Source organism: Stenotrophomonas sp. 05N423 (genome assembly GCF_056397145.1).
The window spans coordinates 739,851-763,321 of the sequence record NZ_JBFTMV010000001.1; the positions used below are offsets into that span (position 1 = coordinate 739,851).

The window sequence follows — 23,471 nt, forward strand, 5'->3', positions numbered from 1 at the left end:
AAAGCGGTAGGAGCGCACTTCAGTGCGCGATGGAGCTTTCCCGATAAAGCCCGATCGCGCACTGAAGTGCGCTCCTACGAAGATGTCAGGCGCCCAGCGCTTCGGGCAGCAACGCATCGACGAACGCTTCCGGGTCGAATACGCGCAGGTCTTCCGGACGCTCGCCGATGCCGGCAAAGCGGATCGGGATGCCGAACTCGCGCGCCAGCGCGAACACCACGCCGCCCTTGGCCGTGCCATCCAGCTTGGTCACCACCAGGCCGGTGACGCCTGCGGCGGCATGGAACTGGCGCAGCTGGTTCAGCGCGTTCTGGCCGGTGGTGCCGTCGATCACCATCAGCACTTCATGTGGTGCGGTGTCGTCGATCTTGCCGAGCACGCGGCGGATCTTGCTCAACTCGTTCATCAGCCCGGCCTGGGTGTGCAGGCGGCCGGCGGTGTCGGCGATCAGCACGCTGGTGCCGCGCGCCTTGCCGGCCTGCAGCGCGTCGAACGCCACCGAGGCGGCATCGGCGTTCTGGCCCTGGGCGATCACCGCCACGCCGTTGCGTTCGCCCCACACCTGCAGCTGCGCCACGGCGGCGGCGCGGAAGGTGTCGCCGGCGGCCAGCATCAGGCTGTGGCCCTGGTCCTTGAAGCGCTTGGCCAGCTTGCCGATGGTGGTGGTCTTGCCGACGCCGTTGACGCCGACGGTGAGGATCACGAACGGCTTGGCGTCGCCGTCGATGACCAGTGGCCTGGACACCGGCTGCAGCAGGGCGATCAGGTCGGCGCGCAGCGCGGCGAGCAGGGCGTTGGCGTCGGCGAACTCGCGCGATTTCATGCGCCTGCGCAGGTCTTCGACCAGCGCGGTGGTAGCGGGAACGCCGACGTCGGCGGTCAACAGCGCGGTCTCGATCTCGTCAAGCAGGTCGTCGTCAAGCCGTGGATTGCGCGAGAACAGGCCGCCGAAACTGCGGGCGAAGGCGCTGTTGCGCAGGCGGTCGCGCCAGCCGGGCTTTCCGGCCGGGGCCGCTGGTGCAGCATTGGCGGGGATCAGGTCTGCATCGCTTTCCGGCACGGCCGCCAGGGCTTCATCCTGGCCGGCGATGGCCGCGACGGGCTCGAAGGAGGCCGGCTCGGGCAGGGCGGGTTCGAGCAGAGTGGGTTCAGCCGCCGGCTTCCCGCTGTCGACGGGAGCCGTATCGGCGGGCTCCAGGGCCGCGGCCGGCTGTTCGGCGGGCGAGGGGACGGCGGAGGTCAGCTCCTCGGCGCTGAACTGCGGGGGCTTGCCGACCGCAGGGGTGTCCTGGGGCTTCTTGCGACGGAAAAAACTGAGCATGGATGAGAAAAACCGGGGCAGGGGCACATGCTACCACCGGCGCTGGCGCCGACCGGTTTGCAGGGGCCGTGAAACAGCTAAAGCCGGCGTGTTCCGGGCCGATACGGTGGCATGAACGCGATTTCCTCCATTGCCGCCTCCGGCATGCGCGTAGCCGTGATGGGCGTACGCGTGGCCGCGCAGAACATTGCCGTGCAACCGGTACAGCCGGTGGGGCCGCGGCAGGTGCTGGCCGTGCAGACCATTCCCGGCGGCGGCGCCAGCGCGCAGGTGACGACAGGCGGGGAAGCCCCGGACATGGTCGCCGACCTGCTGGCGGCCCGGACCTATGAAATGGCCTTCGCCGCCAACGCGGTGGTGATCCGGCGCAGCAACGAGATGCTGGGGACGTTGTTCGACGCGTTCGCGTGAATACCCCGTAGGAGCGCACTTCAGTGCGCGATGGGGGCTTGCACGCAGATCCCTCTGCAACAGCCCGCACATCCATGTGCGGGGATTCAAATGGAAAGCCCCATCGCGCACTGAAGTGCGCTCCTACGGGAAGGCCTCAGGCCGACAGTTCCAGCAGCAGCCTGTTGAGCCGGCGCACATAGGCGGCCGGGTCCTTCAGGCCGTCGCCCGCAGCCAGCGCGGCCTGGTCGAACAGCACGCGCGCCAGGTCATTGAAGCGGTCCATGTCGGGTTCGGCGTCGAGTTTCCCGATCAGCGGATGCACCGGATTGAACTCGAACACCGGCCTGCTCTCCGGCACCTTCTGGCCGCTGGCCTCGAGGATCTGCCGCATCTGCAGGCCGAGGTCCTGTTCGCCGATGGCCAGGATCGCCGGCGAATCGGTCAGACGGTGGGACACGCGCACTTCGGCCACGTCCTCGCCCAGCGCGGTCTTGATGCGCGCGGCCAGCCCTTCCTTGGCCTTGGCGGTTTCCTCCTGCGCCTTCTTGTCTTCCTCCGAATCCAGCGTGCCCAGGTCCAGGTCGCCGCGGGCCACGTCCACGAACGACCTGCCGTCGAACTCGTGCAGGTAGTTCATCAGCCACTCGTCGATGCGGTCGGTCATCAACAGTACTTCGATGCCCTTCTTGCGGAACACTTCCAGGTGCGGGCTGTCCTTGACCTGCAGGTGGCTCTCGCCGGTGAGGTAGTAGACCTTGTCCTGGCCTTCGACCATGCGGCCGACATAGTCGGCCAGCGCGACGTTCTGCTCGCCGTCGCCGCCGTGGGTGGAGGCGAAGCGCAGCAGGCCGGCGATCTTTTCGCGGTTGTTGAAGTCCTCGGCGGGGCCTTCCTTCAGCACCTGACCGAATTCCTTCCAGAAGCGCTGGTAGTCCTCGGGCTTGTCCCTGGCCAGCTTCTCCAGCATGTCCAGGGCGCGCTTGGTCAGCGCCGACTTCATCGAGTCGATCACCGGACCGGACTGCAGGATCTCGCGCGAGACGTTCAGCGGCAGGTCGCTGGAATCGACCACGCCCTTGATGAAGCGAAGGTACAGCGGCAGGAACTGTTCGGCCTGGTCCATGATGAAGACGCGCTGCACGTACAGCTTCAGGCCCTTGGCCGCGTCGCGGTGGTACAGGTCGAACGGCGCGCGGCCGGGTGTGTACAGCAGCGAGGTGTATTCCAGCTTGCCCTCGACCTTGTTGTGGCTCCACGCCAGCGGGTCGCTGAAGTCATGGGCGATGTGCTTGTAGAACTCGTTGTATTCGGCGTCGGCGACCTCGGACCGGGGGCGGGTCCACAGCGCGTTGGCCTTGTTGACCGCCTCCCATTCCGGTGCGGCCGGCGCTTGTTCGTCCTGCGCTTCCTTGAGCAGTTCGATCGGCAGGCCGATGTGGTCGGAGTACTTCTTGACCAGACTGCGCAGCTTCCAGCCATCGGCGAAGCCTTCCTCGCCTTCCTTCAGGTGCAGCACGATGCGGGTGCCGCGCCCGGGCTTGTCGATGGTTTCGACATCGAATTCGCCTTCGCCGCGCGAGGACCAGTGCACGCCCTCGCTGGCCGGCAGGCCGGCGCGGCGGCTGTAGACGTCGACCTGGTCGGCGACGATGAAGGCCGAATAGAAGCCGACGCCGAACTGGCCGATCAGGTTGGCGTCCTTCTTCTGGTCGCCGGACAGGTTCTTCAGGAAGTCGGCGGTGCCCGACTTGGCGATGGTGCCCAGGTGCGCGACGGCCTCGTCGCGGCTCAGGCCGATGCCGTTGTCGTCGATGGTCAGGGTACGCGCGGCCGGGTCGGCCTCGATGCGGATGCGCAGCGCGCTGTCGCCTTCCAGCAGCTCCGGCCGGGTCAGCGCCTCGAAGCGCAGCTTGTCGGCGGCGTCGGCCGCATTGGAGACCAGCTCGCGCAGGAAGATTTCCTTGTTCGAGTACAGCGAATGGATCATCAGGTGCAGCAGCTGCTTCACCTCGGTCTGGAAACCGCGGGTTTCCTTGTGGGCTTCGGCGGTCATCGTCGGGTTCGCTCCATGGGTTGCCTGGCCGCAAACGGCCGATGGCCCACGGATGTGGGCCGGGCGGCGGATTTCAAGGCCGGTGGTCGTGGGCATGCTCAGGATATCGGTGGCGCGGGTGCCCACGTCGGGCCTGCATCGCATGGATATCGCATCGGAGAATGCCAGGGTGGCCCCGGCGTCGACGGCACGCCTACAGCAGAAAAACAGGGCGCCGGAGCGCCCTGCCGACTCCTGTCCCATGTCGCCCCTACAGGTAGGCGGCGCAGGCCTGGAGTCAAAACGGGCCCGGTTCAGGTGGCTTGGCGCATTCCCGCCCGCATCATTCCAGCGGCGCACTGATAGGCTCGGCTCCAACTGTCGGCACTTCCGGTATCGAAGTCATCGCCAAGGCGCGCAGCCAGGGTTTCCAGCAAGGCCTGGCCGACCACCGCGAAGTGTCCGTGCTCTGCGCCATAGCTGGAATGCCTGCGGCCGAGCTGCGCCAGCGGCCCGACCAGACGCTCCGGGTTGTCGAGACTGGCTATCAGCAGGCCCAGGCTGGCAGCGAGCTTGCGGCCCTGGGCAACAAGATCGGCTGCGAACAGCGGGCGCACCTGTGGTGCCAGTTCGAACAGCCGGGCGTAGAAGTCGGCGGCGAAGCCATCCACGTTTTCACCGAGGTGCGCGTATTGCATGCGCATGCGTGCGATCCGCGATGGATCGAATACAGGGAATGAAGCAGTTGGATCGGAATGCATGGGAAACCTTTCATCGAGAGGAGGCCTGCTCCCGGTTTGCTGGCCGGAAGAAAGCCGTCGTGGGGACGGAAGGAAGCGGTGGGCACGCCCGGCACTGGGGTCTCGCGCATGGGCGCGCCTGTTTCATGCAGGGGCCGGGACTGTGCCGGACAGTGCCGGCACCCGCGCACGGGCCGTGTGTGCGGCCCGTGCGCGTGCCGCTTACCAGCTGAAGCCTGCGCCGGCCGAGACGCTCTTTTCCCCGCCGCCGAAGGCGCCGGCGATGGACACGCTGGCGCGGTTGTTGACGATGCGCTGGTAGCCGATGGCCATGGCCGCCTGGCCTCCCTGGGCGCCGAAGCCCACGCCCACGCGGTTCTGGCCGGGCAGGCCGGCGGTGTTCATCGCCATGCCGGCCATGGCACCGCTCATCGCGCCCTGCTTGTCGATGCGGCGGTCGGTCTGGCGGAAACGCCAGTCCATGTCCGAGCGCAGGGCGTCGATGGCCTGCATCGGCGCGGCGACGGCCTGGGCGAACTTCTGGTCGGTGTATCCCTTGGCCGAGGTCAGCGTGGCGGTGTCACCGGCGTCGGCGTGGGCATTGGCGGAGGTCAGCGTGGTGGCGTCGGCGGTGTTCATCTGCCGCACGTTCACCGCATCGAAGGGATCGACGCCATTGCCGACGCCCTTGATCTGCGTGCCGTCGCCGCTGAGGGTGATCGTGGATTTCGAGGCGTCGTCGTAGTGCACGGCAAGGGCGTCGGTGCTGTCGCCGGTTCCGCTGCCAGTTCCATTTCCGGCCGGCCCCTGCGGGCCTTGCGGTCCGGTTGGGCCTGCCGGTCCCTGTGGGCCTGCTGGGCCTTGCGGTCCGGCCGGTCCCGCCACGCCGCCCTGGCCGGTCAAGGCGGTCAGCTTGCTGTCCACGGCGGCGAATGCGGCCGCGACGTTGTTGTAGTTCGTGCCCTGGATGGCGAAGGTGGGCGCGGTGAATGTGCCGTTGTTCCATGCCGCGCCGCCGCCGAAGGCCAGCGCGATCAGCGAAAGATCAGGCATTGCGCCGCCGCCAGCCGGGAAGTCGGCCACGCCGAAGTTGCCGTTGGCGTCGGTGGTGACCATCTTCAGCGCGCCGGACTGGAATGCGTTGCCGTTGGCGATGCCGGCAACGGTGAGCGCGTTGTCGGCATTGCCCAGCTTGAACTGGCCGTTGCGGGTCGTAGCGACGCCGTAGCCCAGCGCAACGGAATTGAAGAAGGTGGCACTGGTGCCGCTGCCGATCGCGATGCTGCCCTGATTGTTGGCATGTGCGCTTGCACCGAGTGCAATCGAATCCGTGCCTTCCGCAAGGGAGTTGGTGCCGATGGCGGCGGTATTCTCAGCTTTGGCGCGCGCCTTGCTGCCGAACGCGGACGCATTGGCCTGGCTGGCTTCCGCCTCCGCACCTGCGGCGATGCTCACTTGGCCGACCGCATTTGCCTTGTAGCCGAACGCGGACGCATACATTCCCGTGGATTTCGTGGCCACGCCCAGTGCGATGCTCTTTTCGGCGGATGCATTCGCCAGCCAGCCCTGCGCGATGGCATTGATTCCGCTGGCGTCGGCGCTGGTGCCGATTGCGATGGCGGCGACTTGCGAGACATTCGCCTTGTAGCCCAGCGCAAGAGCCCCGGCCGCGGTGGTCTTGGCGGTATCGCCGATGGCCACCGCGTGGTCGCCACTGGCATGGCTGGCGTAACCGAATGCGGCACTGCCGGCGCCGCTGGCCTGGCTGATGTTGCCGAATGCGGAACTGCTCACGCCGTAGGCCTTGGCGCCTGTGCCCACGCCGGTGCCGCCGGCATTGGCCACGGTACTTGCGCCGATGGCGGTTGCGTCATCGCTGTTGGCTTTTGCGTTGTAGCCGAGGGCGGAGGCGGCGATGCCATTGGCTGTGCTGTCTGCGCCGACTGCGGTCGTGAATGTCTTGTTTGCGTACGCGTAGGCGCCATAGGCTGTTGCTTTGAGCGCAGCTGCGTGGCTATCGTTACCGAATGCAGTGGCATAGTTACTACCGGTCGCAAATGACCCCCAGTGCATGGATGCATCCCAGGTTTCGTAGTAACACCACATGTTGTTTGTGCTTTTGCCGAGATAGCAGGTCGTTGTCCAGGTGTCCTCCGCCAGTGCCGGCAGCGCGATAGCGGACAGCAGCGGAACCAGCGCGAGCGCGAGCGGTCGCATGCGGCGGGAATTGCGACTTTTTTTGTGATTGAAGCGGTTCATGGGTGGTCTCCTGTAGTGGTTGGAAGGGGCGTTCTGATCGCCTCAACCCAAGCCATACCCGGGAACTCCGGGAAACCGGACATGCAGTTGCCCACGGAAGCCCGCGGGCGTCAGAATCCCCCATCACCGGGGATGGGGATTCCCATGGATCACGAAGCACCGCAGTCGGTTACCTTCTGGCTGGCCCGTGCCGGCGACGGAGACGCCCGCGGGTTCCAGCAGGCCTATGCCGCCGCCTATGAGGAGCTGAAACGGTTGGCCCACAGCCAGCTGCGGCGGCGCGGGCGGGCGGTGGAGACCACCGTGCTGGTCAACGAGGCCTATCTCAAGCTGTGCACGGACAAGGCGACGCCGGCGAACGACCGCCACCACCTGATGGGGTTGGCCTGCAGCGCGATGCGCCAGGTGCTGTCGAACCTGGCGCGCGATGCAGGCGCCGGCAAGCGTGATGGCGTCATGGTGACGCTTGCGACCGGGCTGGGGGACCAGGCGCGACCGCTGGAGGATCTGATCGCCTTCGATGATTCGCTCAGCCGGCTGGCGAAGATCGATGAGCGCTGCGCCCGCATGGTCGAGCTGCGCTACTTCGGCGGTTATAACGAAGAGGAAACCGCGGCCATCCTGGGCGTGACCGACCGTACCCTGCGCCGCGACTGGCGCAAGGCCCAGGCCTTCCTGCAGATGGAGCTGGGCGCATGACCGGCGGGAACACGCTGGCCCGCCGCGCGTTCGAAGTATTCGACGAACTGGTCGAACTGCCGGATGCCGCGCGCCAGGCGAAGCTGGAGTCATTGCAGGGCAGCGATCCCACTCTACACGCGCTGGTCGAGCGGCTGCTCGCCGCCGACAGGGAGGTGGGCGATGCGCCCGTGGCGTCCGAGCGCGTGGCGCAGTGGGAGGCGGCGGTCGCACAGGCGCTGCCGCTGCCGGAGGTGGGCGCGGCGATGATCGGGCAGATGCTGGGGGGCTGGCGAATCGTTTCCCTGCTCGGGCGCGGCGGCATGGGGGCGGTCTATCTGGCCGAGCGCGAAGGCGACGAATTCCGCCAGCGGGCGGCGCTGAAGCTCATCCGCGTCGGCCTGGATTCGCCACGCGCGCGAGAACGTTTCATCCGCGAACGCAGCATCCTGGCGCGGCTCGCGCATCCCAACATCGCCACGCTGCTGGATGGCGGCATGACCGACGCCGGCGTGCCGTATTTCGCTATGACCCATGTCGAGGGCGAGCGCATCGACCAGTGGTGCGACGCGCGCGCCCTGTCCGTGCGCGAACGCGTCCGCTTGTTGCTGCAGGTGCTGGATGCGCTGGCTTTCGCCCACCGGCAGCTGGTGGTGCACCGCGACCTCAAACCGTCCAACATCGTCGTCGACGCCAACGGCCATGTCGTCCTGCTCGATTTCGGTATCGCCAAGCTGCTGGAGGATGCGGAGGAGCCTGGCCAGACCCGCACCGGTGACCGCGCATTCACGCCCGAGTACGCCTCGCCCGAGCAACTGCATGGCGAACCGGTCTCCACCGCGACCGATCTCTACCAGGCTGGCGTGCTGCTGTATGCCTTGCTGGCGCACGCGCATCCGTTCGGTTTGACCGGGGATACACCCCTGCGGGCGCAATTGACGCGCATGCGCGACGACCCGCAGCCGCTGTGGGAGGCGGCGAAGGGCATCTCCGTCGTGGACGCCGGCAAATGCGGACGTGCGCCGGGCGCGCTTGCGGGTGAGCTGAAGGGTGACCTCAGTGCCATAGCGGGTCATTGCCTGGCGAGCGACCCGCGCCAGCGCTACGGCAGTGTCGAGGCCTTGCGGGACGACCTGCTGGCCTGGCTGGACGGCCGCCCGGTGTCGGCGCGCGAACCGACCCTGCGCTATCGCGCCAGCCGCTTCCTGCGCCGGCATGCGCTGGCGGTGGGGGCGACGGCAGCGGTGGCGGCGACGTTGGTGACTGGTTTGGCGGTGTCGCTGTGGCAGGCGGACATCGCGCGCAGGGAGGCGCGCAACGCACGCGAGCAGCAGCATCTTGCAGAGAGGCAACGCGCCCTGGCTGGAATGCAGGCCAACAGTTCGCTGGCGGTGCAGGAGATGCTGGCGGGAATGTTTTCGCGTTCGCTGGCGATGGACGGCGGGCATGGCACCACGGTCAGCGACATCATCGGCAGCGCGCGCACGATGGGCATGGACCCGGAGGCGATGGATGCGCCGGCGCGCGCGCAGCTGCTGCTGCGCCTGGCGCGCATCTACGCCATCGCCGGAGGCGAACAGGAAGCCCGGGAATTCCTGGCGACGGCGCGTCCGCTCGCCGCGGGTGCCGGAGCGATACGTACCCGCCTGTTGGCGCAGGAACTGGATACCTTCGTCACATTGGCGATGGTCCGTGATGACTACCCGCAGATAATCCAGCTTTCGCCGATCCTGCTGCGTCTGCTCGACAGCTTCCCGCAGCCACTGGACGAGGAAATGCTGCAGATCCGGCTTGGCGTCCTGCGCACGCTCGGCTTTGCGTATGACCAGCGTGGCAATGCCCCACTGGCCATCGCGACCCGGCAGCGCTCCTTGCGGGCCCTCACCGGGCGCTATGGCGCCGATCATCCGCGGACCCGTGCCGCCCGAAGCGACCTGGCGCTGGTCCATCGCAACCAGGGGCACTATTCGACCAGTGCCGCGCTGATGCGCGAGTCCTTGCAGGGCATGGCCAGAACGGGGAGGCCAGCCTCGATGGACCAGCTTGTCATGATGCTGGAGTTCGTGGATGTACTCCGGCGTTCGGAAGCGGGCGCTTCCGAAGCGCTGCAGGTGCTTGAGGCAGGGCGTGCAGTAGCGGAGCAGGAGGGCATGCCTTCCATTTTCGGCCCCTGGGTGATGGCGCTGCGCGCGGACATCCTGCGTGAATCGGGTGATCTCGAAGGAGCCGCCGCCGCGTTGCGCGACCTGCCGCCGTTCCAGGAGGAGCCGGGCTTCCAGGGCGAGACGCGTGCGGTGCGCGCCATGATCCAGCAGGCGCGCTCCGATCTGGCCTGGGCAAAGGGCGATGCGGCCGGGGCCGCGCTCGCTGCACGGGCGGGTCTGGCCTCGCTGGAAGGAACTGCCCCGGCGAAGGGCTCCAATGGCCAACGCAGGCTGCTCAATCTGCGCCTGCGTCTCCTGCGCGCGGAAGCGGCAACGCTGCCCGGGGCCGACGTGCGTTCCGGTGTGGATGCCGTCCTGGGCGAGTGGGAAGGACAACCTGTTCTGCTGCGGGGGGCTGCGCTGATGATGGCCGCCGAAACCCTGCGCCTGGCGGGAGCGCCGGACCGGGAGCTGGCGCAACGCGCCGTCGCCGCTGCCGATGGCGAGCCGGAGCCGGATCCCCGCAGGCAACGCATTGCGCACAGGGAGTTGCGGTTGGCGCAGGAGTGAATCTCACGCTTGCGCGTCGCGGGGTTTCAGCGATCTGGTGGTTCGGCAAGGAAGTGCGCAGAAGGTATCGGCCGCGGGAGCCATGCTCGATTCGGCTTATCATGCCCCGCCCATCTCCATCGCCCGCCGCATGCCCCGTCCGCCCCGATCTCCAGCTCCTGCTTCCCGGCGTCCCGCGCATGGCGGGGAAGGGCAGGTGCGCATCATCGGTGGGCGCTGGCGCAATACGCGCCTGCAGGTGCCGTATTCCGAAGGGTTGCGCCCGACCAGCGACCGCGTGCGCGAGACCCTGTTCAACTGGCTGATGCCGAAGCTGCCGGGTGCGCGCGTGCTGGACCTGTTCGCCGGCAGTGGCGCGCTGGGACTGGAAGCGGTCTCGCGCGGCGCGGCCTCCGCGCAGCTGGTCGAGCGCGATCCCGCACTGGTTGCGGCATTGCGCGGCGTGGTCGAGCGGCTCGGTGCCGGGGAGCAGGTGCAGGTCGCCGCCGGCGATGCGCTGCGCTGGCTGGAAACGGCCGTGCCGATGCAGGCCGACATCGTGTTCATGGACCCGCCATTCGCCGCCGGCCTGTGGGCGCAGGTGTTCGAACGCTTGCCGCGGCACCTGGCCGCGGACGCATGGTTGTACGTGGAAGCGCCCGCCGGCGCGGCGCCGCTTCCGCCCGCGGGCTGGAGCCTGCACCGCGAGGGCGGCACCCGCGATGTGGGCTATGCCCTGTATCGCCACGCCGCTGCTACACTTCGCGGTGACCTGAACGCGACTCCGTCCGCATGATCCCGTCCAACCCGCGCATCGCCGTCTATCCGGGCACGTTCGACCCGATCACCAATGGTCACATCGACCTGGTGCATCGGGCTGCGCCGCTGTTCGAGAAGATCGTGGTGGGCGTGGCGCAGAGCCCGTCCAAGGGGCCGACGCTGCCGCTGGAGCTGCGCGTGGACCTGGCGCGCGAGGCGCTGGCACGCCATGGCAACGTCGAGGTGGTCGGTTTCGACACCCTGCTGGCGCATTTCGTGCGCTCGATGCGTGCCGGCGTGCTGCTGCGCGGCCTGCGCGCGGTGTCCGATTTCGAGTATGAATTCCAGATGGCGAGCATGAACCGCCACCTGATCCCGGAGGTCGAGACCCTGTTCCTGACCCCGTCCGAACAGCACAGCTTCATTTCCTCCTCGCTGGTGCGCGAAATCGCCCGGCTCGGAGGCGACGTGTCCGGCTTCGTGCCGGCTACGGTGCTGGAAGCGCTGCGCAAGGCCCGCGAATCCCGCGCGGGCGCCTGACCCATCCCAACAGCTGTAACGAATCCAATAGAGGGAGACGATCCATGAAGAACACGATGCGCGTGATGCTTGCCGCTTCGCTGGTGCTGGGCTTCACCGCCTGCAAGAAGGAAGAGGCCGCCCCGGTCGCCGATGCGCAGCAGGCGCTGGTAGCGCCGGCCAAGGACGACGATGCCGGCTGGCGCAAGTACCTGCAGGCCGTGGCCGTGCAGAACATGGGCAACATCAGCAACAGCCCGTTCCTGTACTACCTGGTGCCGGAATCGGATCCGGAATTCGCCGACAAGTACACGCGCCAGGTCGAAAGTGCCACCGCCGCCATCGGCCGCGGCGTGTCGCCGGGCAACATGCTGGCCTTCGGTTCCTCGGCCTCGTCGAAGATGGCCGACCTGATCGAGACCGCGTTCAAGGGCGTGGAAGCCGATTCGATGAAGGGCGTGCGCGTGGTGTTCATCGGCGATGCCGCCGACAACGCCCGCGTGCAGACCATCGTGCAGCCGACYGGCGCCGACTACATTTTCGTTGAAGCCAAGTGACCCGTGTCAGGCCGGGCATGCGCGAGGCATGCCCGGCCGCTGCCGGCCCGGAGACGGGCCGCATGGAGCCGGCGGCGCCACGCGCTTCCGGCCTGCCGCCGGCAAGCGCGGGCATGGAGCCGTTCCATGTCTCTGAAAATCAATGAGCTCTGCGTCAACTGCGACGTCTGCGAGCCCGCCTGCCCGAACAAGGCAATCTCGATGGGCGAGACGATCTACGTGATCGATCCTGCCCGTTGCACTGAATGCGTCGGCCATTTCGACGAACCGCAGTGCGTGGTGGTGTGCCCGGTCGAGTGCATCGATCCGGACCCGGACATTCCCGAGACCCACGACCAGCTGCTGGCCAAGCTGCATGCACTGCAGCGCGACCACCCCGAACTGTACGAACCGGAGACCCCCTCGGCATGAAACGTTTCGCGCGTTCCTTCCTGTTGTTTGCGCTGGTGCTGGCACCGGCGGCGTGGGCGGCGGAAACACCGCAGGCGCTCGCCGCGCACCCCGATGGCGCGGCGATCGCCAGCGGCCACGAGCTGGCAACCAAGGCCGGCATGGAAATCCTCGCCAGGGGCGGCAATGCGTTCGACGCCGCGGTGGCGGTGTCGTCCACGCTGGCCGTGGTCGAGCCGATCAGCTCCGGCCTCGGCGGCGGCGGCCTGTTCATGCTGCACGACGCGCGCACCGGCAAGGACGTGATGCTCGACGCGCGCGAGACCTCGCCGGCGTCGGCCACGCCCGAGCGTTTCCTCGACAAGAATGGCGAGCTGGACCGTGACCGCTCGGTCAACGGCCCGTGGTCGGCCGGCATCCCCGGCCTGCCGGCAATGCTGGTGCAGGTCGCGCGCGAGCATGGTCGCCTGCCGCTGTCCGAATCGCTGGCGCCGGCCATCCGCATCGCCACCGAGGGTTTCCCGGTGTATGCGCGCATGGCGCGCGGCTACGCGTCGCGTCGCGAGGTGATGGAGCGCTATCCCGGCACGCGCGAGGTCTACCTGCGCAACGGCCGGCCCATCGCCGAAGGCGACATCTTCAAACAGCCGGAGCTGGCGCATACCCTGCGGCTGCTGGCCGACAAGGGCTTCGACGGCTTCTACCGCGGCGAGACCGCCAAAAAACTGCTGACCGGCGTCAAGAAGGCCGGCGGCCAGTGGACCGCCGAGGAACTGGCCGGCTACACGGTCAAGGCGCGCGAGCCGATCGTGTTCGACTACCGCGGCTGGAAGATCACCACCGCGCCGCCGCCGTCCTCCGGCGGCATCGCGCTGGCGTCCATGCTGCAGATCCTGGAAGGCTGGGACCTGGCCAGGCTGGACGAGGCGCACCGCACCCACCTGGTGGTGGAAGCGATGCGCCGCGCCTACCGCGACCGCACCTTCTTCCTTGGCGATCCGGATTTCGTGCAGATCCCGCAGAAGGTGCTGACCAGCCGCGACTACGCGCAGGGCCTGCGCGCGACCATCCATCCGGAAAAGGCCACCCCGAGCGACCTGCTGTCGGGCAAGCCGACGCCGCTGGAAGACGACGAGACCACGCATTTCTCGATCATCGACAACGAAGGCAACCGTGTCGGCGGCACGCAGACGGTGAACCTGCTGTACGGCTCGGGCTTCATCCCGGCCGGCACCGGTGTGCTGCTCAACAACGAGATGGACGACTTCGCGCTCAAGCCGGGCACGCCCAACGCGTTCGGCGTGATGGGCTACGAGGCCAACGCGCCGAAGCCGGGCAAGCGCATGCTCAGCTCGATGACGCCGACCTTCATGGAGAACGCCGACAAGGTCATCGTGATCGGCACTCCGGGCGGCAGCCGCATCATCACCATGGTGCTGCTGGGCATCCTCGGTTACGACGCCGGGCTGGATGCGCAGCAGGTCGCGGCGCTGCCGCGCTATCACCACCAGTGGCTGCCGGACGAGATCTCGGCCGAGAGCGGCGCGTTCACGCCGGAAGTGGCCAGGCAACTGCAGGCCATGGGCCACAAGGTCGACCTGCCGGGCGACAGCGCCGAGGGCGGGCGCGGTTCCAGCCATGTCTGGGGCAACCTGCAGACGGTGGAGTGGGATCGCCGCAGCAACACCCTCAGCGGCGGCAGCGACCCGCGCAATCCGGTGGGCAGCGCTGAAGTGCGCAAGGGCGACTGAGCCCGTCTTCCACCGGTGTGATCGACCCGCGAACCCCGCCGTCATGGCGGGGTTCCGCGTTTCCGGCCGGGCGGCCGGAAACCGGTGCCGTGGCTTGCGAATATTTAACGCGGCGTGGGTAGAATTTTTCATATGAAACTATGGTCGATCCGAGGCAACAGCCAGAAGCTGGACGGTGGGGCGATGTTCGGCAACGCACCCAAGGCCGTGTGGGAAAAATGGACGCCAGCCGATGAGCTGAACCGTATCGAGCTGGCCTGCCGGGCGCTGCTGGCCAGCCCGCTCGGCGGCAGGACGGTGCTGTTCGAAACCGGCATCGGCGCGTTCTTCGAGCCGAAGCTGCGCGAGCGCTACGGCGTGCAGGAGCCGCGCCACATCCTGATCGATTCGCTGCGCGAGGCCGGCTTCGAGCACGAGGACATCGATGTGGTGGTGCTCAGCCACCTGCATTTCGATCACGCCGGCGGCCTGCTGGCGCCCTGGTCGGAAGGACGCGCGCCGGAGCTGCTGTTCCCGAACGCGACCTTCGTGGTCGGCGCCGCGCACTGGGAGCGCGCGCGCCATCCGCATCCGCGCGACCGCGCCAGCTTCATCCCGGAGCTGCCGGGCCTGCTGGAGGCCAGTGGCCGCCTTGAAATCGTGACCGGCGCGCATTCTCAGGTGCTGGGCGAGTCGGTGCGTTTCAGCTTCAGCGACGGGCATACGCCGGGGTTGATGCTGGCCGAGATCGTCGGCCCCGAACGCATCGATGGCCAACCGCATGGCGGCCTGGTGTTCTGCGCCGACCTGATCCCCGGCCGTTCCTGGGTGCATGTGCCGATCACCATGGGCTACGACCGCAACGCGGAGCTGCTGATCGACGAGAAGCGCGCCTTCCTCGAGGACAAGCTCGCCCGCAACGTGCATCTGTTCTTCACCCACGACCCGCAGTGTGCGATGGCACAGGTGATACGCGACGAGAAGGGCCGCTTCGGCGTGGCCCACGAGGTCGCCGAGCTGCGCGCGCGTTCCCTGGCGGCATGAAAAAGTGACTTCCGGCACGCCGCGCGGGTGACCGCCGGCTCCTGCCTGCCTGGTCCGCATCGCGGAAACTGGTCCCGTCTTCCAACGCGGGATCGGTCATGAACAAACGCTCTTTCCTTCGCGGGCTGTTCGCCCTGGCGCTGGCTTCGCTGGCCATGGTCCAGCACGCCTTCGCCGCGCCCGGCGCCACGGTACCGCTACAGGTATCTCCCGGGCGCGCCACCACGCTGGCCATCTGGGAGCCGGCGCAGGCGCGCGGCGTGGTGCTGTTCTCCAGTGGGCATGGCGCCTGGCCGGAGCGCTACGACCGCCTGTTGCAGACCTGGGCCGACGCCGGCTTTGTCGTACTGGCGCCGCTGCACGTGGATTCGGTCAAGTACCCGGAGCGGGAGAAGTTTTCGCTGCAGCAGGGCTTCGGCGAGCGCCTGGCCGACATGCGCGCGACCAGCGCCTATGCCCGTGCACGCTGGCCGGGCCTGCCGGTGGCGGCGGCCGGGCACAGCCTGGGCACGCTGATCTCGGCGGTGCAGGGCGGGGCATTGGCCGACCTCGGGCCGCTGCGCGATCCCGGCGTGGTGGCGGTGCTGGGCTTTTCCTCGCCGGGCCGGATTCCCGGGCTGATCGGCCCCGGTTCGTACGGGTCGCTGGCCGTGCCGCTGTTGCTGGTGACCGGCGACGAGGACCGGGTGCCGGGTTTCGTCACCGATCCGGCGGACCACCTGTATCCGGTGCAGACCGCACCGGCCGGCGACAAGCGTGCGGTCGTGCTGGCCGGTGGCGGACACAACCTGATCGGTGGGGAGCCGGAGCCGCTGTTCGAACGCGCCCTGCAATTGGGCACCGCGTTCCTGCAGGCCGAACTGCTGGGTGATGAGCAGGCGCGGCAACTGCTGGATGCGCCGGCAGCGGCGGGCGAGCACTGGCTGCGCCGTTGACGGCGGCCAATCGGGGCACGGCCATGGAGCGGATCGGGGACGATCCGCTCCATGGCGTTTCCATCATCAGTGCGTACGCAGGCAACTGCTCATGAAGGTCTTGCGGGCATCACCGTTCAGGTGCTTGGCCGAGGCGTCGGCGTTGCACTGGGTCATGCGCTGCTGCGGCGTGGTCGCAGCCGTGGCCGTGGCGGCAGCGGGATGAGCGCTGAGGCAGGTGCGCTGGGCTTCCTTGTAGGCATCGCCCTTGAGGCCCTTGTTCTTGGCCGAGCACTCGGCCATGCGTTGTTGTTGCGGGGTGGGCGTGCCGGCGCCGGCGGCGAACGGCAGGGCGGCGGCCAGCAGCAGGCAGGCAAGCAGGGCGGGACGGTACATGGCGCGGCTCCGTGGTGGATGACGGGCGCAAGCATCGCCTTGCGCGGGAGCAAGCCGCCGTGAAGCCGCGATGTAGTTTTTTTAATGCACCCGGGTGCCGAAGATGCGGTCGCCGGCATCGCCCAGGCCGGGCAGGATGTAACCCTTGTCATTGAGGCGTTCGTCGATGGCCGCGGTGTAGATCTCCACGTCCGGATGCGCCGCCTCGACCGCGCGCAGGCCCTCGGGCGCGGCGACGAGGAAGATGCCCTTGATGCGGCGCGCACCGGCGCGTTTGAGCATGTCGATGGTGGCGATCAGGGTGCCGCCGGTGGCCAGCATGGGATCGAGGATCAGCGCGTCGCGCTCTTCCAGGCGGCCGGTCAGGCGCTCGAAGTAGGGCACCGGCTGCAGGGTTTCCTCGTCGCGCTGCAGGCCGACCACGCTCACGCGCGCGGCCGGGATCAGCGACAGCACGCCGTTGAGCATGCCCAGCCCGGCGCGCAGGATCGGCACGAGGGTGATCTTGGCGCCGGCGATGCGCTGCACCGTGACCGGCCCGGCCCAGCCTTGCATCGTGCAGGGCTCGGTTTCCAGGTCGGCGGTGGCTTCGTAGGCGAGCAGGCTGCCCAGTTCGTCGGTCAGCTCGCGGAAATCCTTGGTGCTGAGCGAGGCCTGCCGCATCAGGCCGATCTTGTGCTGGACGAGGGGATGGCGGACTTCGACGACGGGCATGGGGGCGGCTCGGAAAGGAGAACGACGGACAGTTTAAGGTACGCCGTCCGGGGCTCGCCGCCGCGACTGTCCCGCCTGCCGGCGAGCCGCGCCGGCAGGCAGGGGGGATCGCATCAGAACTCGTAGCGGACGCCGCCCAGCCACGAGCGGCCGAAGCCTTCCATCTCCAGCACCCGGCTGCGCTTGCCCTGGAAGCGGACCTGGCGGGTGTCGTTGATGTTGTTGACCTCGGCGAACAGACGCCAGTTGGTGGTGAGGGCGTAGCTGGCCGAGAAATCGAGGCTGGCGCGGTCGCCCCAGTAGATGTTCAGTTCCGGCGAGTCCACGTCGAAGGACTGGATGAAGCGCGAACGATAGTTGTAGGCCAGGCGTGCATTCAGGCCATGCTTGTCGTAGGTCAGCGCCAGGTTGTAGTTGGTGCGCGAGGTGCCCGGCAGCTCGGTGCTGCCTTCGCCGAACGGCAGATCCGCGCGCGACTTGGCCCAGGTGTAGTTGCCGTACACACCGAAGCCGTCCAGCGGCGCTGGCAGGAAGTCGAAGGTCTGCTGCCAGGCCAGTTCCAGTCCATGCACCTGGCCGCTGCGGCCGTTTTCCGGGCGGGTGACCTGGCGGCTGAGGTTGTTGCCGATGCTCTCGCCATGGGTGGCGACGAACAGCGGGTCGTTGATGCGCTTGTAGAACGCGGCCACCGACACCAGGCCCAGCGGGCGCAGGTAGTGCTCCCAGGACAGGTCCAGGTTGTGCGCATAGGCGGCCTTCACGTCCGGGTTGCCCTCGGCCACCGGCGAAGTATCCAGCTCGCCGAGGGTGCGGTACGGCGCGGTGTGCATGAAGTCCGGGCGGTTGAGCGCGGTCGAGTACGAGGCGCGCAGGATGCTGTCGGCATCCAGTTCGTAGCGGAAGTGCAGGCTCGGCAACAGCTTGCCGTAGCGACGGCTGGCGTGCTGCGGCAGCATTGCGCCGGTGTCGGTGTTGAACTGGGTGGCCTCGCCTTCGGCGCGGGTCTGCTCGTAGCGCAGGCCGGTGACCAGGGTGAGCTTGTCCCAGTTCGCATCCATGCGCACGTAGGTGGCGTAGACGTCTTCCTTGGCGCGGTAGTCGCCGGTGATCGAGTCGGGGATCAGGCGCTGGTTGTTGGCGCTGTCCAGCAGCGGGCCGGCGTGCCTGTCGAAGATGTCGCGGCAGAAGCGCCGGCCGGCCAGGAAGTAGCCGAAGTTGTTGGACATCGAATCGCACAGAAGGTCGGACATGGTCAGGCCGAGTCTGGCGAAATCGGCGGCAGAGCCATTGCGGTAGCGCTCGTCGTCGAAGGACTTGTCGCGCAGCCGCGCGCGCAGGCCGAACTTGAGGCTGCCGCTGTCGCCCAGCAGCGTCTGGTCGCCGGTGGCGTCCACGCGGAAGCCGTTCTCCTTCTCTTGCCCGTATTCGTAGCGGTCGTTGAGGCGGCGGAACCCGAACCAGCTTTCCGGCAGGTCGACGCCGGTGGCCGGCGCATCGGCACGGCCCTGGATGGCCCATACCGGGAAATCAGGGTTGCCGTAGTCGTAGTCCATCTTCGGCCGCACCGTGGAACGGAAGATGTACTGGGCGCGCGGGCTGGTTTCCTTGGTGGCCCTGCTCTGCGAGGCCTGCCATTCCAGCTTCCATTGCTCGCCGACGAAATGCTCGCCGCCCAGGTTCCAGGTGCGGATGTTCTTGTCGTAGGTCCGCTCGCGCAGTTCCTTGTCGAAGGTGGCGCGGACGTTGCCGTGGACCTCGTCGGACGCGGCGGTGTGCTGGTCCATGGCGATGATCAGGTTGTCGCGGAACTCGTGGTCCTTGAAGCGCGCGTCGGAGGCGACGAGGTACAGCAGGTTGCCCGGGTCGATGCGGTAGTCGAAGCGGCCGGTGACGCCGGTGCGGGTGCGGGTGCCCTCGTAGTCCTTGATCTGCACTTCGCCGGGCAGGATGCGGCCGTCGTCGAAGCGCTGGTAGGTGGTCTCGACGTTGTCGGTGAAGCGGCCCTGTCTGCTGTACGAGGCCGAGACCAGCACACCGATGTTGCGGTCGGCGCCGAAGCGTTGGCCGAGGGTGGCGTTGTAGCGTTCGTTGTCGCCGTCGCCCAGCTCGTAGCGGCCCTGCGCGGCCGATGCGCGCAGGGTCATGCCGTCGCGGTCCAGTGCGCTCTGGGTGCGGATGTTGATGTTGCCGGCAATGGCGTCGCCGTCCATGTCCGGGGTAATGGCCTTGGTGACTTCCAGTGCGGCGATCACGTCGGAGGGAATGGTGTCCAGCTCGACGCCGCGGCTGGCCGCGTCGGGGTTGGCGATCTGTACGCCGTCGATGGTGACGGTGGTGAATTCCTTGGGCGCGCCGCGCACGGTCACGTAGCGGCCTTCGCCCTGGTCGCGCTCGATCGAAACGCCGGGAATGCGCTGGGTCGACTCGGCGATGTTGTTGTCCGGGAACTGGCCGAGCAGATCGGCCGAGACCACGTTGGTGTAGTTGATCGAGGTGCGCTGCTGGTTCAGTGCCATCGCCTGCGCATCGCGCGAGGCGCGCACGTCGATGCGCGCCAGGTCCAGCGCGGCGGCATCGGCGGCGGTGCTGAGCAGGGTCACGTCCACGCGCAGGCCCTGGCCGTTTCCGACTTCGATCTCGATGTCCTGCGGCTGGTAGCCGATGTAATCCACGCGCAGCTGGTAGCGGCCCGGCGCGATGCCGCCGAGGCGGAAGCTGCCGTCGCGCTGGCTGGCGACCTGGCGCCCGTCCAGCGTGATGCGCGCGCCATCCAGGTACACGCCGCGGGCGGCCTCCTTGACCACGCCGATGACGGTGCCGGCCATTCCTTCGGCGGTGACGGCCGCGGCGGAGCTGGCATGGACGGCGGCGGGAAACGCGAGCGCGGCGGCGATCGCCGTGGCGACAGCGGAAAGTCTCAGATTCATTGGGGATGGTTTCGTTGACGGAAGCGAGTCCCACGTGGCGTGGGCGTGCCGGCACTGTCGTCGGCGAGTGTTGCTGGAAGATGAAAAAAAATTAACGCATGGCGATGTCGCCACATGCGGCATGGCTGCCGTCATTGCGATGCAATCTTGGATGGTTAGGTTCGGCGCCTTTCGATGACGGCTCCGACGGGAGAGCAGATGAAGCCTGGATGCGTGGCCCTGATGGGCGTGTTGTTGCTGTGTGGCGGTTGTGCGGGCATGACGCAGGCAGGCAAGGGCGCGGTGTTGCCCGTCGCGCACGTCGTGGTGCCGGAAGCTTTCGTCAGTGCCTCCACGCCGCAGCACGATGTCGATTCGCCGGCCAGCTGGCGCGATCCGCAGGGGCGGCTGCAGGTGATCGCCACCGCGAAGAAGACCGGCATGCTGCTGGTGTATGACGGAGACGATGGCCGCCTGCTGCGCAGCGTCGGCGGCGAAGGCGAAGCCGCGGGCCGGCTGCGCCGCCCCAACGGCATCGCGGTGACCGGTGCGCTGGCCTGGGTGGTGGAGCGCGACAACCATCGCGTGCAGCTGTTCTCGCTGCCGGATTTCGAGCCGCTGCTGCTGTTCGGCGCCGACGACCTGCGCAAGCCCTATGGCCTGTGGGTACGTGCCCTGCCGCAGGGATATGAGGTCATCGTCAGCGACAACTACGAAGGCGAGGGCGGCAAGGACGCGGTACCGCCGCTGGCGCAGCTGGACCGCCGCTTCCATCGCTACCGCGTGGAACGGCAGGAGGGGCGCTGGCATGCCGAAGCGCTGGGCGCCTTCGGCGATACCACCGGGGCCGGCGCGATCCGCGTGGCCGAATCGCTGTGGGGCGACGAGCGCAACCAGCGCCTGCTGATCGCCGAGGAAGACATCGGCGTCGGTACCCGCCTGCGCGAGTATGGCCTGGACGGCAGGTACCGGGGACGCGACGTGGGCGAGGGCGTATACGGCGCGCAGGCCGAGGGCATCGCGCTGATGCGCTGTGCCGACGGCTCCGGCTACTGGATCGGCAGCGACCAGTACAAGCAGCGCACGCTGTTCCATGTCTTCGACCGCGGCAGCCTGCGCCATGTCGGTTCGTTCGCCGGCAAGGTCACCGCCAACACCGACGGCATCTGGCTGGACGAGCAGGGCGATGCGCGCTTCCCGGGCGGCGTGCTTTACGCCGCGCACGACGATCAGGCGGTGGCGGCGTTCGACTGGCGCGATGTCGCCAGCGCGTTGTCGTTGCCGGAGTGCGTGCGATGAGCCGGTCCCGCGATGCGATGCGCTGGGGTGCGGCGCTGCTGCTGTTCGCACTGGCGGCGGACGCGCAGGCATCCGCCGGCGCCGAACCGAACACGCGCGTACCGGCCGGGGTGATGCGCTATGCGCCCAGCGGTTTCCCCGATCGCATCGTCGCCTCGCCGCTGCAGGATGGCGCCAGCGGCTTCGCGGTGTCGTGGCGGACCGACGCGACGGTCATGGCGCCGCTGCTGGAAATCGTGGTGGCCGGCGACTCGCCCGACATGGGCCTGCCGCGGCGGCTGGTGGCCGGCAGCCACGCGCAGTCCACCGAGAACGGCGAGGCGCTGCAGCATCATGTTGTCGTCGATGGCCTGCAGGCGGACACGCTCTATGCCTGGCGCGTGCAGGGCGACCGCACCTGGAGCGCGTGGCACCACACCCGGACCGCGCCTGCCAGCGGCGAGCCGCTGACCCTGCTGTATTTCGGCGATACGCAGAACAAGAGCGTCAGCCTGACCACGCGGGTCGTGCGCGAGGCGATGCGGCATGCGCCGGACGCGCGCCTGGCGCTGTACGCGGGCGATCTGGTCAGCGGGGGAAACGACGAGGACGACAACGAGTGGGGCGAGTGGTTCGAGGCGGCGGGTGCGCTGCCGACCTCGCTGGTGGTGGCGCCGGCGCCGGGCAACCACGAGTACTTCGAGGAGTTCGAGGACACGCCGCAGGAACGCCGCGTGCTCGGCGCGCACTGGCCGCTGGCCTTCGCCCTGCCGGGCAACGGCGCGCCCGGCGTGCAGGGCACCAGCTACTGGTTCGACTACCAGGACGTGCGCGTGGTGGTGCTGGACGGTACTTCGGCGCTCGACCTGGGCACCGCGCAGGCGCAGGCGCGCTGGCTGGAGCAGGTACTGGCCGGCAGCCGCGCGGCCTGGAACCTGGCGTTGATCCACCAGCCGATGTTCTCGCCGCGCCAGGACCGCGAGAACCGGCTGTTGCGCGAGCATGTGCTGCCGGTACTGGAGCGGCACCGGGTCGATCTGGTGCTGCAGGGCCACGATCATGTCTATGGCCGGCGCGGTGGGCTGCAGGCCGGGCGCGCCACGCCGCAGTACCTGGTGTCGGTGGCCGGCGCCAAGCAGTACCGCCTGTCGCCGCAGGCGCGCGCGAGCATGGCGCCGGTGGCCGAGGACACGCAGTTGTTCCAGGTGCTGCGCATCGACGGCCAGCGCCTGCGCTACGAGGCGCGCACCGCGACGGGGCGTCTGTACGATGCGTTCGAACTGGTCCGGGACGGCGCGGGCAGGCAGCTGCGCGAACTGGACGATGGCCGCATCCCGCAGCGCGATTGCCTGCGTCCGGCATCTCCCAAGGGCCGCAGCGACCGCTGTTGGGAATAGGTAGGCATGTGCGGAGGTCGATGGTCGCAGCGACGGCCATCAACCTTCCGCGCATCCGGGGATGCGACGGGTGGCATGGCCGCCTATACTCGCCGCGACCGCGCGCCGGCCGGCGCGTACCGACATGATCTGTCGCCCGTGGACTTCGACGGCACGCACCGTCGATGGGCGCAGGCACCAGTCCGGCATCGCAGGCGATGCCGGACAACCACCAGGGAGGAACGTCATGCGCGCAGGCAGGATCCGGATCGTGGCAGGGGCGGCGCTGCTATTGGCCGCCATGGCGGGGAGCGCGTTGGCGCAGCCGCCACTGGAGGAGGAGCAGGTCAATCCTTCCGAGGTCGTTTTCGAGAACGGCCGCCCGTACATGCATGTCGATGGCGCGATGCAGGCGTTGCGCACGCGCCAGCAGAAGGGCGAGACCATTTACTACCGCATGGTCCGCTACGACCCGCAGGAAGGCTATGTGACCGGGAACGAAGACGGCGCCGTCGCAACGACAAGCCCGCAGCCGTTCGCCGCGCCGTCGCAGACGCCGATGCGCTATTACGGCCAGGGGCATCTCTACCGCCCGGATTTCTACAACAACCCCTACAACCGCGACGCGCGCCAACGCTACTCGGGACCGGGTTACTTCGGCAGCTGCAGCCGCTACGACGGCTGCAAGGAAGTGCAGGTGGTGCCGCTGTGGCCATACGGCCGCGGTTACTGAAGCGCCGGCTGGAGTGAAGCAACGGCGGCCATGGGCCGC

At 68.2% G+C, this 23,471-nt stretch carries 20 protein-coding genes; 13 read left to right on the top strand and 7 right to left on the bottom strand.

Annotation, left to right across the window (positions count from 1 at the left end):
- Positions 1 to 85 precede the first annotated feature (85 nt).
- Positions 86 to 1,321 carry a signal recognition particle-docking protein FtsY gene (ftsY, locus tag AC1DGW_RS03420; protein ID WP_478019389.1) on the bottom strand — a complete coding sequence of 412 codons (1,236 nt, stop codon included), beginning with the start codon at positions 1,319 to 1,321 and terminating at the stop codon, positions 86 to 88.
- A gap of 111 nt (positions 1,322 to 1,432) precedes the next feature.
- Here ftsY and AC1DGW_RS03425 point away from each other — a divergent pair, with 111 nt between their 5' ends.
- A complete protein-coding gene (locus AC1DGW_RS03425) occupies positions 1,433 to 1,732 on the top strand; it encodes a hypothetical protein (protein ID WP_478019391.1) in 300 nt (99 codons plus the stop codon).
- Between the two features lie 136 nt (positions 1,733 to 1,868).
- On the opposite strand, the gene htpG is transcribed toward AC1DGW_RS03425, so the two are convergent.
- The 3 genes from htpG to AC1DGW_RS03440 all read right to left on the bottom strand — a co-directional run bounded on the left by htpG (position 1,869) and on the right by AC1DGW_RS03440 (position 6,745).
- Positions 1,869 to 3,767 carry a molecular chaperone HtpG gene (gene htpG / locus AC1DGW_RS03430; protein WP_478019393.1) on the bottom strand — a complete coding sequence of 633 codons (1,899 nt, stop codon included), beginning with the start codon at positions 3,765 to 3,767 and terminating at the stop codon, positions 1,869 to 1,871.
- Between the two features lie 293 nt (positions 3,768 to 4,060).
- A complete protein-coding gene (locus AC1DGW_RS03435) occupies positions 4,061 to 4,507 on the bottom strand; it encodes a globin domain-containing protein (protein ID WP_478019395.1) in 447 nt (148 codons plus the stop codon).
- A gap of 201 nt (positions 4,508 to 4,708) precedes the next feature.
- Positions 4,709 to 6,745 (bottom strand): YadA-like family protein, encoded by a 2,037-nt coding sequence (locus AC1DGW_RS03440; RefSeq protein ID WP_478019397.1) that lies wholly within the window; start codon positions 6,743 to 6,745, stop codon positions 4,709 to 4,711.
- 144 nt (positions 6,746 to 6,889) lie between these two features.
- On the opposite strand from AC1DGW_RS03440, the gene AC1DGW_RS03445 reads away from it, so the two are divergent.
- From AC1DGW_RS03445 to AC1DGW_RS03485, 9 genes are all read left to right on the top strand, one after another.
- Positions 6,890 to 7,444: an ECF-type sigma factor gene (locus tag AC1DGW_RS03445; protein ID WP_478019399.1), complete on the top strand. Its 555-nt coding sequence runs from the start codon at positions 6,890 to 6,892 to the stop codon at positions 7,442 to 7,444.
- A 92-nt stretch (positions 7,445 to 7,536) separates the two neighbouring features.
- Entirely contained in the window at positions 7,537 to 10,137 is a 2,601-nt protein-coding gene (locus tag AC1DGW_RS03450) for a serine/threonine-protein kinase (protein ID WP_478019401.1), read from the top strand.
- 130 nt (positions 10,138 to 10,267) lie between these two features.
- Positions 10,268 to 10,912 carry a 16S rRNA (guanine(966)-N(2))-methyltransferase RsmD gene (rsmD, locus tag AC1DGW_RS03455; RefSeq protein ID WP_478019403.1) on the top strand — a complete coding sequence of 215 codons (645 nt, stop codon included), beginning with the start codon at positions 10,268 to 10,270 and terminating at the stop codon, positions 10,910 to 10,912.
- The gene (coaD, locus tag AC1DGW_RS03460; RefSeq protein WP_478019405.1) at positions 10,909 to 11,415 is read left to right on the top strand and encodes a pantetheine-phosphate adenylyltransferase; all 507 of its coding nucleotides are present in this window, start codon (positions 10,909 to 10,911) and stop codon (positions 11,413 to 11,415) included. The genes rsmD and coaD overlap by 4 nt, the downstream gene beginning before the upstream one ends.
- 44 nt (positions 11,416 to 11,459) lie before the next feature.
- Positions 11,460 to 11,951, top strand: coding sequence for a hypothetical protein (locus AC1DGW_RS03465; RefSeq protein ID WP_478019407.1), 492 nt, complete (start codon positions 11,460 to 11,462; stop codon positions 11,949 to 11,951).
- Positions 11,952 to 12,077: 126 nt separating this feature from the next.
- A complete protein-coding gene (locus AC1DGW_RS03470; protein ID WP_104938690.1) occupies positions 12,078 to 12,362 on the top strand; it encodes a YfhL family 4Fe-4S dicluster ferredoxin in 285 nt (94 codons plus the stop codon).
- A complete protein-coding gene (gene ggt / locus AC1DGW_RS03475) occupies positions 12,359 to 14,092 on the top strand; it encodes a gamma-glutamyltransferase (RefSeq protein ID WP_478019410.1) in 1,734 nt (577 codons plus the stop codon). Before AC1DGW_RS03470 ends, ggt begins: the two co-directional genes overlap by 4 nt.
- Positions 14,093 to 14,224: 132 nt before the next feature.
- Positions 14,225 to 15,115: an MBL fold metallo-hydrolase gene (locus tag AC1DGW_RS03480; RefSeq protein ID WP_478019412.1), complete on the top strand. Its 891-nt coding sequence runs from the start codon at positions 14,225 to 14,227 to the stop codon at positions 15,113 to 15,115.
- 98 nt (positions 15,116 to 15,213) lie between these two features.
- Positions 15,214 to 16,050: an alpha/beta hydrolase family protein gene (locus tag AC1DGW_RS03485; RefSeq protein ID WP_478019414.1), complete on the top strand. Its 837-nt coding sequence runs from the start codon at positions 15,214 to 15,216 to the stop codon at positions 16,048 to 16,050.
- 66 nt (positions 16,051 to 16,116) lie between these two features.
- Here the strand turns inward: AC1DGW_RS03485 and AC1DGW_RS03490 are convergent, their stop codons facing one another.
- The 3 genes from AC1DGW_RS03490 to AC1DGW_RS03500 form a co-directional block, all read right to left on the bottom strand.
- Positions 16,117 to 16,410, bottom strand: coding sequence for a PsiF family protein (locus tag AC1DGW_RS03490; protein ID WP_478019632.1), 294 nt, complete (start codon positions 16,408 to 16,410; stop codon positions 16,117 to 16,119).
- A 96-nt stretch (positions 16,411 to 16,506) separates the two neighbouring features.
- Positions 16,507 to 17,139 carry a uracil phosphoribosyltransferase gene (upp, locus tag AC1DGW_RS03495; RefSeq protein ID WP_478019417.1) on the bottom strand — a complete coding sequence of 211 codons (633 nt, stop codon included), beginning with the start codon at positions 17,137 to 17,139 and terminating at the stop codon, positions 16,507 to 16,509.
- A 113-nt stretch (positions 17,140 to 17,252) separates the two neighbouring features.
- Positions 17,253 to 20,066 carry a TonB-dependent receptor gene (locus AC1DGW_RS03500; protein ID WP_478019419.1) on the bottom strand — a complete coding sequence of 938 codons (2,814 nt, stop codon included), beginning with the start codon at positions 20,064 to 20,066 and terminating at the stop codon, positions 17,253 to 17,255.
- A gap of 258 nt (positions 20,067 to 20,324) precedes the next feature.
- On the opposite strand from AC1DGW_RS03500, the gene AC1DGW_RS03505 reads away from it, so the two are divergent.
- From AC1DGW_RS03505 to AC1DGW_RS03515, 3 genes are all read left to right on the top strand, one after another.
- Positions 20,325 to 21,344, top strand: coding sequence for a phytase (locus AC1DGW_RS03505; protein ID WP_478019634.1), 1,020 nt, complete (start codon positions 20,325 to 20,327; stop codon positions 21,342 to 21,344).
- The gene (locus AC1DGW_RS03510; protein ID WP_478019421.1) at positions 21,341 to 22,720 is read left to right on the top strand and encodes a purple acid phosphatase family protein; all 1,380 of its coding nucleotides are present in this window, start codon (positions 21,341 to 21,343) and stop codon (positions 22,718 to 22,720) included. The genes AC1DGW_RS03505 and AC1DGW_RS03510 overlap by 4 nt, the downstream gene beginning before the upstream one ends.
- A gap of 226 nt (positions 22,721 to 22,946) precedes the next feature.
- Complete coding sequence (locus AC1DGW_RS03515) at positions 22,947 to 23,432, top strand: hypothetical protein (RefSeq protein ID WP_478019423.1); 486 nt, start codon at positions 22,947 to 22,949, stop codon at positions 23,430 to 23,432.
- The last annotated feature ends 39 nt before the right edge of the window (positions 23,433 to 23,471 follow it).